The sequence below is a fragment of the Umezawaea endophytica genome (assembly GCF_025061645.1).
GTDB classification, from domain to species: domain Bacteria; phylum Actinomycetota; class Actinomycetes; order Mycobacteriales; family Pseudonocardiaceae; genus Umezawaea; species Umezawaea endophytica.
This window is the reverse complement of sequence record NZ_JANYMP010000005.1, coordinates 250,678-268,974: the sequence shown is the minus strand read 5'-3', so window position 1 is coordinate 268,974 and position 18,297 is coordinate 250,678. Positions and strand designations below refer to the sequence as shown.

Sequence of the window (18,297 nt, the reverse complement as noted above, 5' to 3'; positions counted from 1 at the left end):
CCGAATGATTTCGTGGTTCACGGTCGCGGTTCGTGACGAATACCTGAATTCGAGGACGACGTCCACCGAATTCGGTATTCGTCACGGACCCGACAAGAGGGTCCCGCGGTGTGCGTGCGGTCGGGGTATTGGACATGTTGTTCGGGCAGGCCCGTCGGCGGAAGATTCTTCCGCGGGGGACATACCGTGATCGACTTCGGCCGCTTCGACTCGGTCCGGGATGAGACCGAGGAATTCAAGGCTGAGTCTGACGACGAACTTCTAGCCCTTCGCTGATCAAAGGGAGATATTGATGGCTCAGTCGCGGATCGAGGATATCTGGCCGCTGTCGCCACTGCAAGCGGGGTTGCTCTTCCACGCGGTGTACGACGGCGAGGGGCACGACGTCTACGTCGGCCACTGGATCCTGGACCTGGACGGGCCGGTGGACGCGGACGGGCTGCGCGCGGCGTGGGAGGCGCTGCTGGCCCGGCACGCCCCGCTCCGGGCCTGCTTCCGGCAGCGCAGGTCCGGCGAGACGGTGCAGATCATCCCCAGGCAGGTGCGGCTGCCGTGGCGGGTCGTCGACCTCTCCCACCTGGACGACCCCGATGACGCCGTGCGCGAGCTGGCCGAGGAGGACCGGACGACCCGGTTCGACCTCGCCCAGGCACCGCTGCTGCGGCTGACCCTGATCCGCCTCGGCGACGACGCGCACCGCCTGGTGCTGACCTGCCACCACACGATCGTGGACGGCTGGTCGCTGCCCCTCATGGTCGACGAGCTGTCGAAGCTGTACGCGGGCGGTGGCGGCCTGCCGGAGGTGACGTCGTACCGGGACTACCTCGCGTGGCTGGACCGGCAGGACAAGGCGAGGTCGCTGTCGACGTGGGCGGCGGAGCTGCGCGGTGTCGACGAGCCGACGCTGGTCGCGCCCGCCGATCCGGGGCGGGCGGCGTCGGTGCCGGAGAGCGTCGAGGTCGAGCTGCCGGAGGACCTCACCCGATCGCTGAACGAGCTGGCCCGCGGCCACGGGCTGACGCTGAACACGGTGGTGCAGGGCGCGTGGGCGCTGGTGCTGGCGCAGCTCGCCCGCCGGACCGACGTGGTGTTCGGGGCCGTGGTCTCGGCCCGCCCGCCGGACCTGCCCGGCGTGGAGGGCATGGTCGGGCTGTTCCTCAACACCGTCCCCGTGCGCGTCCCGCTGCACGGCTCGACGCCGGTCCTCGACCTGCTCACGGAGTTGCAGAAGCGGCAGTCGGCGCTCATCCCCGACCAGTACGTGGGGTTGGCGGACATCCAGCAGGAGGTCGGCCCCGGCGCCGTCTTCGACACGCTGATCGTCTTCGAGGGCTTCCACCACGGGCCGGGCGAACCGGGCTCCGCGCGGCCCTTCGGCATCCGGATCAACCAGGGCCGGGTGGCCGCCCACTACCCGCTGACGCTGGTCGCCGTCCCGCGCGAGTCGATGCTCTTCAAGCTCGACTACCTGCCGGACCACTTCGACGAGGACACCGCGCGCGGTGTCCTCGGGCGGTTCGGCGAGGTGCTGCGCCTGCTGACGGTCGCGGGCGGGACCACGGTGGCCCAGGTCGAGGTGACGACCGCGGCCGAGCGCGCGCTGGTGGTGGACGACTGGGGCGCGTCGCCCACGGCGGCGCCGGGCCTGCTGGCCCCGGACCTGTTCGGCCGCCAGGTGGAGCGGCGCCCCGACGCGGTGGCGCTGGTCGACGGCGACCGGGCGATGTCGTACGGGGAGCTGGCGGAGCACGCCGAGCGGCTGGCGGGCCACCTGAGCGGTCACGGCGTTCGGCCGGGTGACCGGGTGGCCGTGGTGATGGACCGGTCGCCCGACCTGATCGCGACGCTGCTCGCGGTGTGGCGGGCGGGCGCGGCGTTCGTGCCGGTCGACCCCGCCTACCCGGTGGACCGGGTGAAGTTCATGCTGGCGGACGCCGAGCCCGCGGCGGTGGTGTGCGCGAAGGCGTGGCGCGACGCCGTGCTGGACGGCGGGCTCGACCCGATCGTCATCGACGACCAGGAGACGCGGCGGGCGGTGGCGGAGTGCGCCCGCCTGTCGGTGGGCGCGCGGGCCGACGACCTGGCCTACGTGATGTACACGTCGGGTTCGACGGGGACGCCGAAGGGCGTCGCGGTGTCGCACGGCAACGTCGCGGCGCTGGTCGGCGAGCCGGGCTGGGGGGTGGGCCCCGACGACGCCGTGCTGATGCACGCCTCGCACGCGTTCGACATCTCGCTGTTCGAGATGTGGGTGCCGCTGCTGTTCGGCGCGCGGGTGGTGCTGGCCGGGTCGGGTGCGGTCGACGGCGCTGCGCTGGCCGGGTACGTGGCGGCCGGTGTCACGGCCGCCCACCTGACCGCCGGGGCCTTCCGGGTGCTGGCCGAGGAGTCGCCGGAGTCCGTCGCCGGTCTGCGCGAGGTGCTGACCGGTGGTGACGCGGTGCCGCTGGCCGCCGTGGAGCGGGTGCGGCGGACGTGCCCGGACGTGCGGGTGCGGCACCTCTACGGCCCGACGGAGGCCACGCTGTGCGCGACCTGGTGGCTGCTCGAACCCGGCGACGCGACGGGGTCGGTGCTGCCGATCGGGCGTCCGCTCGCCGGGCGCCGCGCCTACGTCCTCGACGCGTTCCTGCGGCCGGTGCCCGCCGGTGTGGCGGGTGAGCTGTACGTCGCCGGAGCCGGTGTGGCGCGGGGCTACCTGGGCCGGTCGGCGTTGACGGCGGAGCGGTTCGTCGCCGACCCCTTCGCGCCCGGCGAGCGGATGTACCGCACGGGCGACCTGGCGCGCTGGACGGACGGGGGCGCGCTGGCGTTCGCCGGGCGGGCCGACGACCAGGTGAAGATCCGCGGGTACCGGGTGGAGCCCGGCGAGGTCGAGGTGGTCCTCGGTGGTCTCCCCGGTGTGGGCCAGGCCGTGGTGACGCCGCGCGGCGAGCACCTGATCGGTTACGTGGTCGCCGAAGCCGGCCACCACGTCGACCCGGCGCGGCTGCGCGAGCTGCTCGCCGAGGCGCTGCCGGAGTTCATGGTCCCGTCGGTGGTGCTGGTGCTGGACGAGCTGCCGCTGACGGTCAACGGGAAGGTGGACCGGCGGGCGCTGCCCGAACCGGACTTCGCGGCGAAGGCGGTGGGTCGGGAGCCCGCCACCGAGGCCGAGCGCGTCCTGTGCGGCGTGTTCGCCGAAGTCCTCGGCCTGGACCGGGTCGGGGCGGACGACAGCTTCTTCGAACTGGGCGGGGACTCGATCTCCTCGATGCAGGTGGCCGCCCGCGCGCGCCGTGAAGGTCTCGCCCTGACCCCGCGGCAGGTGTTCGAGCACCGGAGCCCCGGACGGCTGGCGGCGCTGGCCGACCAGGCCCGGCCCGCTCGACGCTCCACAGTGGACACCGGGGTCGGCGAGATCCCGTGGACGCCGGTGATGCGCGCCATCGGTGACGAGGCGGTGCGCCCCGGCTTCGCGCAGGCGAGGGTCGTCGTCACCCCGGCGGACCTGGACCCGGACGCGCTGGTGCGGGCACTGCGAGCGGTGCTCGACGCTCACGACCTGCTGCGGGCGCGGGTGGAGCCCGACGGGCGGCTGATCGTGGCCGAGCGCGGAGCGGTGGACGCGGCGGGCCTGGTCACGCGGGTGGCCGCCGGGACGGCGGACCTCGACGAGTTCGCCCACCAGCAGGTCAGGACAGCGGCGGCCGGGCTCGACCCGGCGGCGGGAACCGTGGTGCGGGCCGTGTGGGTCGACGCCGGACCCGACGAGCGGGGCCGGTTGGCGCTGGTGGCGCACCACCTGTCGGTCGACGCGGTCTCCTGGGGGATCCTGCTGCCGGACCTGCGGGCGGCCTACGACGAGGTGCTCGCGGGCGGGACCCCGGTCCTCGAACCCGTGACGACGTCGTACCGGCAGTGGGCGCGGCGGCTGACCGAGCAGGCGTTCAGCGCGGGCGCGGTCGCCGAGATCGACCACTGGGTCGCCGTCCTGGACGGTCCGAACCCCTCGTTCGACCAGCGGGCCGGGCAGTCGCACTCGTGGTCCGCGACCCTGTCCGGACCGGCCGCGCGCGGACTGGTGGCGCACCTGCCGGGCGCGTTCCACTGCGGGCTCCAGGAAGTCCTGCTGGCGGGCCTCGCGGGCGCGCTGGCGCGCGGGAGCGGTGCCGACGCGGGCGTCCTGGTCGACGTGGAGGGCCACGGCCGCCACGCCGCCGACGGCGAGGACCTGCTGCGCACGGTGGGCTGGTTCACCAGCGTCCACCCGGTCCGCCTCGACGTCTCGGGCGTCGACCTCACGGCCGGGACCGCGGCGGCCGGACACCTGTTGAAGACCGTGAAGGAACAGGTCCGCGCCGTCCCCGGCGACGGCCTCGGCTACGGGCTGCTGCGCCACCTGAACCCCGACACCGGGGCCAGGCTGGCCGCGCTGCCGTCCGCGCGGATCGGCTTCAACTACCTCGGCCGGGCGGGCCTCGCCGTCGACGACACCCCGTGGCAGCAGGCGGTCGGGGGGCCGGTGGGCAGCGACCCGGACGCGGTCCTGCCCCACGCCGTGGAGATCGGCGCGGAGGTCAGGGACACCGAGGACGGCCCACGGCTGGTGCTGGTCATCGACAGCAGGGACGTCGACCCGGCCGCGGTGGAACGGCTCGGCGAGGCCTGGCTGGAGGTGCTGACCGGCCTCGCGGCCCTGGCCGACGACCCCGGCGCGGGCGGGCACACCCCGTCCGACTTCGACCTCGTCGACCTGACGGGCCGGGACGTGGCCGAGCTGACGGCCGCCGTGCCGGGACTGGCCGACGTCTGGCCGCTGTCCCCGCTCCAGGAAGGCATGCTCTTCGAGCGGGCCTTCGACGAGGGCGGCGTCGACGTGTACCAGAGCCAGCGGATCCTGGACCTCGACGGGCCGCTCGACGCGCGGCGGCTGCACGCGGCGTGGGACCGGGTGGTCGCCCGGCACGACTCCCTCCGGGCGAGCTTCCACCAGCTCGGGTCCGGCCGGACGGTGCAGGTCGTCGCGAGCGGGGCGCACGTCCCGTGGCGGGTGGAGGACCTGGCGCACCTCGACGGGGCGGAGGCGGACGCCGAAGTCGAACGGCTCCTCGCGGACGACCAAGCCGAGCGGTTCGACGTCACCAGGGCGCCGCTGCTCCGGCTGCTGCTGATCCGCCTCGGCGCGGACCGGCACCGGCTCGTGCTGACGTCGCACCACGTCGTCCTGGACGGTTGGTCGACCCCGCTGATCCTGGGTGAGGTGTCGACCGCCTACGCGGGTGGGCGGGGCCCGTCGACGGCACCGTCCTACAAGGACTACCTCGCCTGGCTGGGCCGCCAGGACGGGGAGGCGACGCGCTCGGCGTGGCGGTCCGCGCTCGCCGGGTCGGACGAGCCGACCGTGGTGGACGCCGACGCGGGCAAGACGATGGTGATGCCGGACAACCACTCCGAACCGCTGTCCAGGGAGGCGACGCGGGCGCTCACCGACTTCGCCCGCGGCCACGGCCTGACGCTGAGCACGATCCTCCAGGCCGCGTGGGCGCTCGTGCTGGCGCGGTTGGCGGGCCGGACCGACGTGGTGTTCGGCACGGTGGTGTCCGGGCGCCCGGCGGACGTGCCGGACGTCGAGCGGGTGGTCGGGATGTTCATCAACACCGTCCCCGTCCGCGTGCGGCTCGACGGCGGTCAACCGGTGCTGGAGCTGCTCCAGGACCTGCAAGGGCGTCAGCTCGAACTCGCCGAGCACCAGCACGTGGGGCTGTCGGAGATCCAGAAGGCGGCGGGGACGGGCTCGGTCTTCGACACGATCGTGATGATCGAGAACTACCCGCACACCGCCGCCGGTCTCGGCGACGACGGTGGTGTCGCGATCAGCTCGGTCGTCACCCGCACCGGTACCAGCTACCCGCTGACGATGAACGTCAGCCCCGGGGACCGCCTGCGGATCACCGTGTCGTACCGGCCCGACCGGATCGACCGGGAGATGGCCGCCGAGGTCGCCAGGCAGGTCGTGCTCGTCGTGGAACAGGTGGTGGCCGCGCCCTCGCTGCCGGTCGGCCGCCTCGCCGTGACGAGCGGACCGGCGCGCGCGTCCGTGGTCGAGCACTGGAACTCGACCGGCGAGGCGCACGGCGGACCGTCGGTGGTGGAGCTGTTCCGGCGGCGGGCCGCCGCCTCGCCGGACGCGGTGGCGGTCGTGGACGGGGACCGCGCCCTGTCCTACGCCGCCCTGGACCGGGAGTCGGACCGGCTGGCCGGGCACCTGGCCGCGGTGGGCGTGCGGCGCGGTGACCGCGTCGGCGTGGTGCTGGAACGCGGCGCGGACCTGATCGTCGCCCTGCTCGCCGTCTGGAAGGCGGGGGCGGCGCAGGTACCGGTGAACGTGGACTACCCCGCGGAGCGGATCGGGCGGATGCTGGCCGACGCGGGCGCGTCGGTCGCGGTCTGCGCGGACGCGACCCGCGGCGCGGTGCCGGACGGGGTCGAGCCGGTCGTCGTGGTCGGGGGACCGTCGTTCGAGGCGCCCGCCGTCACGGTCGGGGCGCACGACGTGGCCTACGTGATGTACACGTCCGGGTCGACCGGCGTGCCGAAGGGCGTCGCGGTGCCGCACGGCAGCGTGGCGGCGCTGGCGGGCGACCCCGGCTGGTCGCAGGGCCCCGGCGACCGCGTGCTGCTGCACGCCTCACACGCCTTCGACGCGTCGCTGGTCGAGATCTGGGTGCCGCTGGTCAGCGGGGCGAGCGTGGTGGTCGCGGCACCGGGTGCGGTCGACGCGCAGCGGTTGCGGGAAGCGGTCGACGGCGGCGTGACCACCGTCCACCTGACGGCCGGGACGTTCCGGGTGATCGCCGAGGAGTCGCCGGAGTCCTTCAGCGGGCTGCGCGAGATCCTGACCGGCGGCGACGCCGTACCGCTGGCCTCCGTCGAGCGGTTGCGCCGGGCCTGCCCGGAGGTGCGGGTCCGGGAGCTGTACGGCCCCACCGAGATCACCCTCTGCGCCACCTGGCACGTCATCGAGCCGTCGGCCGAGACCGGCGACACCCTGCCGATCGGCAGGCCGCTGGCGGGCAGGCGGGTGTACGTGCTCGACGCGTTCCTCCAGCCGGTGGCCCCGAACGTGACCGGCGAGCTGTACATCGCGGGCGCCGGTCTGGCGCACGGCTACCTCGGCGACGGTGCGCCGACCTCCGAGCGGTTCGTGGCCAACCCGTTCGCCTCCGGCGAGCGGATGTACCGCACTGGCGACCTGGCGCGCTGGACCGACGACGGCGAGCTGCTGTTCGCCGGGCGTGCCGACTCCCAGGTGAAGATCCGGGGCTACCGGGTCGAGCCGGGGGAGGTCGAGGCCGCGCTGGTCGGGGTCCCGCAGGTCGCGCAGGCGGTCGTCGTGGCGCGGGAGGACCGCCCCGGCGAGAAGCGGCTGATCGCGTACGTGACGGCGGAAGGGGAACCGGGGCTGCGGCCCGAGGCCGTCCGCGAGCACCTCGTGGCGCGGCTGCCGGAGTTCATGGTGCCCGCCGTGGTGGTCGTGCTGGCCGTCTTCCCGTTGACCATCAACGGGAAGATCGACCGCGCGGCCCTGCCCGCCCCCGAGTTCACCGGGAGGCCCGCCGGACGTGAACCGCGCACCGAGACCGAGCGGGTGCTGTGCGACCTGTTCGCCGAGATCCTCGGGCTGGACCGGGTCGGCGCCGACGACAGCTTCTTCGAGCTGGGCGGCGACTCGATCCTCTCCATGCGGCTGGCCGCCCGCGCGCGCCGCGAGGACTTCGTCTTCGGTGCCAAGCAGGTCTTCGAGCAGAAGACGCCCGCCGGGATCGCGGCGGTCGCCGAGCGCGGCGGCCCGACGCGGGTCGACCTCGCGGACGGCGTCGGCGAGGTTCCGTGGACGCCGGTCGTGCGGGCGCTGCTCGAACGCGATCCCCGCGCGATGACGCGGGGGACCCTGGCCCAGTGGGTGGTCGCGGGCGCGCCCGACGACCTGGCGGTGGACGTCCTGGCGGCCGGGTTCGGCGCGGTGGTCGACGTGCACGACCTGCTGCGCGCCCGGATCGTCGAGACCGGGGGCGAGGAGCCCCGCCTGGTCGTGGCCGACCGGGGAACCGTGGACGCGGCGGAGCTGGTCGACCGGGTCGAGGCGGGAGCCGATGACCTGGACGAGGTCGCGGACCGCTGCGCCCGCGACGCGGCGGCCCGGCTCGACCCCGCCGAGGGCGTGATGATCCGGGTGGTCTGGGTGGACGCGGGACCCGGCCGCGTCGGACGGCTCGTGGTGGTGGCGCACCACCTCCTGGTCGACGTCGTGTCGTGGCGGATCCTGCTGCCGGACCTCCAGGTGGCGTGCGAGGCCGTGGCGGCGGGCCGGGAACCGGCGCTCGACCCGGTGGACGTCCCGTTCCGGCGCTGGGCGCGGACGCTGGTCGACCAGGCGACGGCCCGGACCGCGGAACTGGCGGCGTGGACGGAGGTCCTCGACGGGGCGCGCTCGCGGCTGGGTGAGCTGGACCCCGAGCGCGACACCGTCGCCACCGCCGGGCGCGGGTCCTGGACGCTGCCGCGCGACCGGACCGGTGTGCTCGTCGAGAAGGCCACCTCGGCCTTCCACTGCGGTGTCCACGAGGTGCTGCTGGCGACCCTGGCGGGCGCGGTCGCCCGCTGGCGCGGCGGCACGGCCGTCGTGGTGGACGTCGAAGGGCACGGCCGCCGTCCCCTCGACGACCTGGACCTGTCGCGCACGGTCGGCTGGTTCACCGACATCCACCCGCTCCGGCTCGACGTGAGCGGGATCGACACGGCCGAGGTGGTCGCCGGTGGCGCCGCCGCGGGCCGCCTGCTGATGGGCGTCAAGGAGGACGTGCGGACCGTGCCCGACGGCGGGCTCGGCTACGGCGTGCTGCGCCACCTCAACCCCGAGACGGGGAAGGCGCTGGCGGCGCTGCCGAAGGCGGAGATCGGGTTCAACTACCTTGGCCGCTTCTCGGCCCGGTCCGAGGGGGACGCGCGGCCCTGGCAGTTGCTGGGGACCATCGGCGGCGCGGCCGAGCAGGACACCGCGTTGCGGCACCTCGTGGAGATCGACGTCGCCGTGCTGGACGCCGCCGACGGGCCTGAGCTGAGCCTGACCCTGACGTGGGCCGAACGGGTGCTCGACGAAGCCGGGGCGGAGTCGCTCGCGACGGCGTGGCTGGACGTGCTGACCGGCCTCGCCGCGCACGTCGGCGAGGCGGGCGCGGGCGGGTACACGCCGTCGGACTTCCCGCTCATCCCGCTCACGCGGGGGGACGTCGAGGAGGTCGAGGCCGCCGTACCGGGCCTGGTCGACCTCTGGCCGCTGTCCCCGCTCCAGGAGGGCCTGCTGTTCCACGCCGCCGACGAGCGCGGCCCGGACGTCTACGCCGGGATGCGCAAGCTCGCCTTCGACGGTCCGCTGGACGTGGCGCGCTTCCGCGCGTCCTGGCAGGTCCTGCTCGACCGGCACCCCGCCCTGCGGGCGAGCTTCCACCAGCTCGGGTCCGGCACGGCCGTGCAGGCGATCACCCGCGCGGCGGCGCCGACCTGGCGGGAGACCGACCTCTCGCACCTGCCGGAGGCCGAGGCGGTGGCGGAGTTCGACCGCATCGCGGCGGAGGAGCACGCCGAGCGGTTCGACCTGACCAAGGCGCCGCAACTGCGCCTGCACCTGGTGCGGGTCGACGAGCGCAGGCACCTGCTGGCGTTCACGTCGCACCACATCGCGGCCGACGGCTGGTCCCTGCCGCTCATCATCGTCGACGTGCTGACGGCGTACGAGGCCGGTGGTCACGGCCGGACGCTGCCCGCGGCGACGTCGTACCGCGACTACCTCGCCTGGATCGGCCGCCAGGACAAGACGGCCGCCAGGGAGGCGTGGCGGGCCGAACTCGCGGGGCTGGAGGAGGCGACGCACGTCGTGCCGCCGGACTCGATCATCACGCCGCTCGAACCCGAGCGCGTCGGGTTCGAGCTCGACGACGAGCTGAGCAGGCGGCTGGTGGAGTTCACCCGCCGCCACGGCGTGACGGCGAACACGCTCTTCCAGGGGGTCTGGGCACTGCACCTGGCCCGGCTGACCGGGCGGGAGGACGTCGTCTTCGGCGCCGCGGTGGCCGGGCGCCCGCCCGAGATCCCCGGAGTCGAGTCCGCGGTCGGCCTGTTCATGAACATGCTGCCGGTCCGCGCTCGCCTGACCGGTGCCGAACCGTTCGTCGACATGCTGGCCGACCTCCAGCGGCGGCAGATCGCGCTGATGTCGCACCAGCACATCGGCCTGCCGGAGATCAACCAGGTCGCCGGTCCCGGCGCGGCGTTCGACACGATCGTGGTGTTCGAGAACTACCCGCCCCCGCCGCCCATGACCGAGGGCCCCGACGCGCTCGTCATGCGCCCGGCGGGGATCCCGAACGACACCGGGCACTACCCGGTGTCCATGCGCGCGTCCGTGGCGGGCACCGTCCACGGCGAGTTCATCTACCGGCCGGACGTGGTCGACCGGACCGAGGCCGGGGAGATGCTCGCGGCGATCCTGCGCGCGCTGGAGCAGGTGGTGGCCGAGCCGCGGACGCCGGTCGGCCGGGTCGGCCTGATCGGTCCGGCGCAGCGCCGCCTGGTCGTGGACGAGTGGAACCGGACCGACGTGCCGCTCGTGGTGGAGTCGGTGCCGGTGCTGCTGCGCAGGCAGGTCGCGCAGTCGCCGGACGCGGTCGCGGTCGAGGACGCGGCGCGGACCCTGTCGTTCGGCGGGCTGCTGGACGAGGTGGAGGCGCTGGCGCGGCTGCTCGTCGGCTTGGGCGTGCGGCGGGAGACCAGGGTCGGGGTGGTGGTGGGGCGGTCGGTCGAGCTGGCCGTCACCCTGCTCGGGGTGTCGGTGGCCGGTGGCACGTTCGTGCCGGTCGACCCGGACTACCCGGCCGAGCGGATCGAGCTGATGCTGGCCAGTTCGGAGCCGGAGGTGCTGGTGTGCACGGCGGCGACCCGAGCGGTCGTGCCCGAGCGGTTCACCGGCACGGTGCTGGTGCTCGACGAGCTGCCGGACGCCGATCCGACGGTGGAACTGCCGTCGGTGGCGCCGCGCGACGCGGCTTACGTGATCTACACGTCGGGGTCGACCGGTGTGCCCAAGGGCGTCGTGGTCACCCACTCCGGGCTCGGCAACCTGGCTCGCGCGCACATCGCGCGGATGGGCGTGACGTCGTCCTCGCGGGTCCTCCAGCTCTCCGCGATCGGGTTCGACGCGATCGTCTCCGAGCTGTACATGGCCCTGTTCGCGGGCGGCACCCTGGTGCTGCCCGACGCCGCGAGCATGCCGCCCAGGGTGACGCTGGGCGACGCGCTGCGCAGGTGGGGCATCACCCACCTGACCGTGTCGCCGAGCGTGCTGGCGGTCGAGGACGACCTGCCGGACACCCTGCGGACCGTGCTGACGGGCGGCGAGGTGCTGCCACCCGCGCTGGTGGACCGCTGGTCGCCGGGCCGTCGGATGATCAACGCCTACGGCCCGACCGAGACGACCATCTGCTCGACGATGAGCCTCCCGCTGTCGCCGGGGCACGAGGTGGTCCCGCTCGGCGGCCCGATCGACAACGTGCGGCACTACGTGTTGGACGCCTTCCTGCAACCGGTGCCGCCGGGGGTGCCCGGCGAGCTGTACATCACGGGCGTCGGACTCGCCCGCGGGTACCTCGGGCGCCCCGGCCTGACGGCGGAGCGGTTCGTCGCCAGCCCGTTCGCCCCCGGCGAGCGGATGTACCGCTCCGGTGACCGGTTCCGCTGGACCCGTGAAGGTCAGCTCGTCTTCGTCGGACGGGTCGACGCGCAGGTCAAGGTGCGCGGGTACCGGGTCGAGCCCGCCGAGATCGAGGCGGTGCTCGCCGAGCACCCGTGGGCTGCCCAGGTGGCGGTCGGCGTCCGCCGGGACGGGCCGGGGGACAAGCAGCTCGTGGCCTACGTCGTGCCGTCGGCCGACGCTCCGGCCGAGGGCGGCGCACTGGCGTCCGCGCTGCGCGACCTGGCCGCCGAACGGCTGCCGGAGTACATGATGCCCGCGGCGTTCGTCCCGCTGGAGCAGATGCCGCTCACCCCGAACGGCAAGCTCGACCACCGGGCGTTGCAGGCACCCGACTTCGCCGGGATGACCTCGAAGCGGGACCCGCGCACGGCCATGGAGGCGGCGCTGTGCGAGCTGTTCGCGGACGTGCTCGGCCTCGACCGGGTGGGCGCCGACGACAGCTTCTTCGAACTCGGCGGCGACTCGATCACGTCGATGCAGTTGTCGGCCCGCGCCCGCCGCAAGGGGTTGGAGCTGACCCCGTGGCAGGTGTTCGACGAGAAGACGCCGGAACGGCTGGCGGTGATCGTCCAGGAGATCCCCGCCGAGGGCGGGACCGCCGTGGTGCCGGAGCAGCCGGACGGCACGCTCGTCGCCCTCTCGGCTGACCAGATGGACCAACTAGAGGCCGGACTGGCCGGCGAATGACCGCCGTAAGGAGCAGATTGTGACCGTTGACGACACCCGCGCGAAGCGCCGCTCCAGCGTGGAGGACGTCTGGCCTCTTTCGCCGTTGCAGCAAGGGATGCTCTACCACACGGCCCTCGACCACGACGGGCCCGACACCTACACCGTGCAGACCGTCTACGGCATCGACGGCCCGCTGGACGCCGGGCGGCTCAGGGCGTCGTGGCAGGCGCTCGTGGACCGGCACGCCGCGCTGCGGGCCTGCTTCCGGCACGTGAGCGGCGCGCAGATGGTGCAGGTCATCGCGCGGGACGCCGAGATCCCCTGGCGCGAGACGGACCTCTCGGGGCTGCCCGCCGCCATCGCCGACGGCGAGGTGGACCGGCTGGCGGCGGCCGAGGTGGCCGAGCGGCTGCGCATCGAGGCGGCGCCGCTGATGAAGCTGCACCTGGTCCGGCTGGGCCCGGAGAGCCACCGGCTCGTGCACACCCTGCACCACGTGCTCACCGACGGCTGGTCGATGCCGATCATCCACCGCGAGCTGGCCGCCATCTACGCGGCGGGCGGCGATGCGTCCGCGCTCCCGCCCACCGTGTCCTACCGGGACTACCTGGCGTGGCTGGGCAGGCAGGACAAGGAGGTGGCCAGGGCGGCCTGGCGGGAGGAGCTGGCAGGCCTGGACACGCCCACCACGGTCGCCCCGGCCGACCCGACCCGCGTGCCGGACATCGACACGGTGGTGGTCGAGCTGACCGAGGAGCTGACGGAGGACCTGGCCCGGTTGGCGCGCGGCCACGACCTGACGCTCAACACCGTCGTGCAGGGCGCGTGGGCCGTCGTGCTGTCGCAGCTCGCGGGCCGCGACGACGTCGTGTTCGGCGCGACCGCGTCGGGGCGGCCCGCCGACCTGGCCGGGGTGGAGGCGATGGTCGGCCAGCTCCTCAACACCCTGCCGGTGCGCGTCCGGCTCGACGGCGGGCGGCGGGCGCTGGACCTGTTCGCCGAGGTGCAGCGCGACCAGTCGGCGCTGATGGCCCACCAGCACCTCGGTTTGCAGGAGGTGCAGGCCGTCGTCGGCCCCGGAGCGGTCTTCGACACGCTGGTCATCTACGAGAACTTCCCCCGCAAGGGGTTGGGCCAGGCGCGCGACAGCGGCCTGACCCTGATCCCGGTGAAGCGGGGGCGCAACTCCTCGCACTACCCGCTCACCCTGATCACCGGTCCCGGCGAGCGGATGCCGCTGATCCTCGACCACGACCGCGGCCTCTTCGACCGGCAGGCGGCCGACTCGGTCGTCGGCGCGCTGGCCCGCGTCCTGGAGCGGCTGGTCGCCGAGCCGGACGTCCTCGTCGGCCGCCTGACCCTGGTCAGCGAGGCCGAGCGCGCCCTGGTCGTGGACGAGTTCAACGCGACCGCGGCCCCGGTGCCGGGGGAGTCCGTCGTCGGGATGTTCGCCGACCGGGTGGCCGCCGCGCCGGACGCCGTGGCGATCACCGACGCGGCGGGCGCCGACCTGACCTACGCCGAGGTCGACCGGGCGTCGAACCGGCTGGCCCACCACCTCGCCGCGCGGGGTGTCGGCCGCGGCGACCGCGTCGGCGTGGCCGTGGAGAGGTCGCCCGACCTGCTGATCGCGTTCCTGGCGATCTGGAAGGCGGGCGCCGCGTACGTCCCGGTGGACGTCGAGTACCCGGCCGAGCGGATCGCGTTCATCCTCGACGACTCCGGGGTCTCCACCGTCCTGTGCGCCGAGGCCACCAGCGGGGTCGCGCCGGAGGACGCCCTGGTCCTCGACGCGCCGCAGACGCGCGCGGACGTCAACGCGTGCTCGGCCGCGGCCCCGGAGGTCCGGCTGTCCGCGGACGACCTGGCGTACGTGATGTACACGTCGGGGTCCACCGGCCTCCCGAAGGGCGTGGCGATCCCGCACGGGGCCGTGGCGGGCCTGGCGGGTGACGCCGGCTGGGAGATCGGTCCCGACGACGGCGTGCTGATGCACGCGACGCACGTCTTCGACCCCTCGCTCTACGCGATGTGGGTGCCGCTCGTGACGGGCGGCCGGGTCCTGCTGACCGAGCCGGGCGTGCTGGACGCGGACGGCGTGCGGCAGGCCGTGCGCCGGGGCGCGACCGCCGTCCACCTCACCGCGGGCACCTTCCGCGCGCTGGCGGAGACGTCTCCGGAGTGCTTCGAGGGCCTGGTCGAGATCGGGACCGGCGGTGACGTGGTCCCCGCGCAGTCCGTGGAGAACCTGCGCCGGGCCCAGCCCGGCCTGCGGGTGCGCAACACCTACGGACCGACCGAGACCACCCTGTGCGCGACGTGGCTGCCGATCGAGCCCGGTGACGTGGTCGACCGGGAGCTGCCGGTCGGCCACCCCATGGCGAACCGCAGGGTCTACGTCCTCGACGCCTTCCTGCGACCGGTCCCGCCGGGCGTGGCGGGTGAGCTGTACATCGCGGGCACCGGGCTGGCGCGCGGGTACCTCGACAGCCCCGGCCTGACGGCCGACCGGTTCGTGGCGTGCCCGTTCCTCGCCGGTGAGCGCATGTACCGCACCGGCGACCTGGCGCGCTGGACCCGCGACGGCGAGGTGGTGTTCCTCGGGCGCACCGACGAGCAGGTGAAGATCCGCGGCTACCGGGTGGAGCTGGGCGAGGTGGAGGCCGCGCTGGCGGCCCAGCCCGGTGTGGTCGAGGCGGTCGTGCTGGTGCGGGAGGACCAGCCGGGGGAGAAGCGCCTGATCGGCTACTTCGTCTCCGACGGCGGCGACGGGGGCCCGGAGGAGATCCGGCGCGGGCTGGCGCTGGTCCTGCCCGCGTACATGGTCCCCCTGGCGGTCGTCGCACTGCCCGGCCTGCCCGTCACGCCCAACGGCAAGGTGGACCGGCGGGCCCTGCCCGCGCCGGACATCGCGGGCAGCGCGTCGGGCGACGTGCCCGTGAGCGAGACCGAGAAGGTCCTGTGCTCGCTGTTCTCCGAGATCCTCGGCGTCGACCGGGTTGGTGTGGACGACGCCTTCCACGACCTCGGCGGCAGTTCGGCGCTGGCCATGCGGCTCATCGCGCGCATCCGCGAGGAACTCGGCGTGGACATGCCCATCCGGCAGCTCTTCTCCTCGCCGACACCCGCGGGTGTCGCCAGGGTGCTCGCCGCGAAGTCGCGCCCCGCGCTGGAGGCCGTCGAGCGGCCGGACCGGCTGCCCCTGACCGCCCGCCAGCTCCGCGCCTGGCTGTCTGCGGGGTCCGGTGAGGAGGCCGCGGGCCTGCACGTCTCGGTCGCGCTGCGCCTGACCGGCCGGTTGGACGTGCCCGCGCTGGCGGCGGCGCTCGGCGACGTCGCGGCGCGGCACGAGATCCTCCGCACGAGCTTCCCCGGCGACGCGCAGAGCGTTCACCAGCTCGTCCACGACGCGCTGGTGGTCGAGGTGGAGCCGATCCCGGTCACCGAGGAGGACCTCCCCGGCGCGCTCGACGAACGCCGCGCGCGGACGTTCGACCTCACCCGCGAGGTGCCGTGGCGGTGCGACGTCTTCCGGCTCTCGGAGAAGGAGCACGTGCTGCACCTGGCGGTGCACCGGATCCTCGCCGACGACGACTCGACGGACGTGTTCCTCCGCGACCTGGCTGCCGCGTACGGCGCCCGGCGTGAGGGCCGGGCCCCGGAACGCGCGCCGCTGGCGTTGCAGTTCGCCGACTACGCGCTCTGGGAGCGGCGGCTGCTGGAGGACGAGCGCGAGCAGGGCGGCCTCGTCAACGAGCAGGTCGTCTTCTGGCGGGACACCCTGGCGGGCGTCGACGCGGAGACGGTGCTGCCGTTCGACCGCCCGCGGCCCGCGGTCCCGTCGCGCCGGGTCGACGCGGTCGACCTGCGGCTGGACGCGGGCCCGCACGCCCGGTTGGCGGCGGCGGTGGAGCCCGCGGGCGCTGACCCGTTCCAGGCGGTGCACGCCGCGCTGGTCATGCTCCTGGCCGCGGTCGGGTCGGGCCACGACCTGGTGGTCGGCACGACGCTGCCGCGCGACGAGGACCTGATCGACCTGGAGCCGATGATCGGACCGTTCTCCCGGCCGGTCGCCCTGCGCACCGACGTGTCGGACGACCCGACGTTCCTGGAGGTCGTCACCAGGGTTCAGGAGGTGGCCCAGGCCGCGCGGGAGCACCTGGACGTGCCGTTCGAGCGGGTCGCCGAGCTGCTGGACCTGCCCGCCTCGCTCTCCCGGCACCCCGTGTTCCAGGTGGGGCTCCAGGTGCTGGAGGAGGACCTGGCCACGTGGGACGCGACGGAGCTGCCCGCCCTGCGCACCGAGGTCGAACCCGGCGGGGTCGAGGCCGTCGAGCTGGACCTCGCGTTCCGGCTCGCCGAACGCCTCGATGACGACGACGAGCCGGACGGCATCGAGGGCACCCTCCGCTACGCCGCCGACCTGTTCGACCGGGACACGGCCGAGTCGGTGGCCCGGCGGCTGGTCCGCGTCCTGGAACAGGTCGCGGAGAACCCCGGACTGCGGATCAGCGACCTCGACGTCTTCCTGGACGACGCCGAACGCCGTCGTCCGCCCATCGCGCCCGCGCGGTGGTCCGGGGCCGTGCCCCCGGTGGTCGCCGACCTGGCCGCCAAGGGCCCGCTCGGCGCGCTCCTGCTCGACGACCGCCTGCGCCCCGTCGCGCCGGGGGCCGTCGGCGACCTCTACGTCACCGGCCAGGCGGTGGACGCGGCCGGTGCGACCGTGCCCTGCCCGTTCGGGACTCCGGGGCACCGGATGCTGCGCACGGGTCTGCTCGCCAGGAAGACCTCCGCCAAGGAACTGGTCGTCGTGGGCGAGCGGCGGCGGTCGAGCGCCTCGGTGAGGACGGGCGACTACGAGGTCCTGCTGCCGCTGCGCGTCGAGGGCGACCGACCGCCGCTGTTCTGCGTCCACGCGAGCGGTGGACTGAGCTGGAACTACGAGCCGCTGCTGCGCTACCTTCCGCCGGGGCAGCCGGTGTACGGCGTGCAGGCGCGCGGACTGGCCCGCACCGAACCGCTGCCGGGCAGCGTCGAGGAGATGGCCGCCGACTACCTCGCGCAGATCCGCGCCGTGCAGCCTGCCGGGCCGTACCACCTCCTGGGCTGGTCCCTCGGTGGGCGCATCGCCCAGGTCATCGCGTCGTCGCTCGAGGCGGAGGGTGAGGAGGTCGGACTGCTGGCGCTGCTCGACGCCTACCCCGTCTACATGGGACGGAAGACCACCGGCGCCGCGAGCGAGGAGGAGGCGCTGCGCAAGCGCAACGAGCAGGACCTGGAACTCGCGGGCCAACTGGTCAGGGGAGCGGGCGCCCGGTCGCGCCTCGAAGCGGTCATGCGCAACCTCTGGGAGATCGGGCCGCGTCACACCGCGTCGCCCTTCGCGGGCGACATCCTGCTCTTCGTGGCCACAGTGGACCGTCCGGAACACCTGCCCGTGCCGGTGGCGACGACCGCCTGGGCAGACTTCACCACCGGGACCGTCGAGCCGCACGAGATCCCGTCCAACCACTACGACATGGTGCAACCCGCCGCGTTGGCCCAGATTGGGGCCATCGTCGCCGAGAAGCTCCGGCCGCGGCCGGACTCCGAGAGGACACAACGATGAGCAACCCGTTCGACAACGAGGACGGTTCCTTTTTCGTGCTGGTCAACGAAGAGGGCCAGCACTCCCTCTGGCCGACCTTCGCCGAGGTGCCCGGCGGCTGGACCCGCGTGCACGGCGAGGCCACCCGCCAGGAGTGCCTCGCGTACGTCGAGGAGCACTGGACGGACCTCCGGCCGAAGAGCCTCGTGCAGGAGATCGGCGCCTGACCGGAGGTGTCCAGCCGCTC

Annotated in this window: 3 protein-coding genes; all 3 read left to right on the top strand. The window is 74.2% G+C overall.

Going from position 1 to position 18,297, the window contains the following annotated elements:
• The first annotated feature begins 292 nt into the window (after positions 1–292).
• The 3 genes from NZH93_RS13450 to NZH93_RS13440 are packed head-to-tail and all read left to right on the top strand — an operon-like array spanning position 293 to position 18,277.
• Positions 293–12,478 carry a non-ribosomal peptide synthetase gene (locus tag NZH93_RS13450; protein WP_276023327.1) on the top strand — a complete coding sequence of 4,062 codons (12,186 nt, stop codon included), beginning with the start codon at positions 293–295 and terminating at the stop codon, positions 12,476–12,478.
• Between the two features lie 19 nt (positions 12,479–12,497).
• The gene (locus NZH93_RS13445) at positions 12,498–18,071 is read left to right on the top strand and encodes a non-ribosomal peptide synthetase (protein ID WP_259623371.1); all 5,574 of its coding nucleotides are present in this window, start codon (positions 12,498–12,500) and stop codon (positions 18,069–18,071) included.
• Positions 18,068–18,277 (top strand): MbtH family protein, encoded by a 210-nt coding sequence (locus NZH93_RS13440; RefSeq protein ID WP_259623370.1) that lies wholly within the window; start codon positions 18,068–18,070, stop codon positions 18,275–18,277. The genes NZH93_RS13445 and NZH93_RS13440 overlap by 4 nt, the downstream gene beginning before the upstream one ends.
• Positions 18,278–18,297 lie beyond the last annotated feature (20 nt).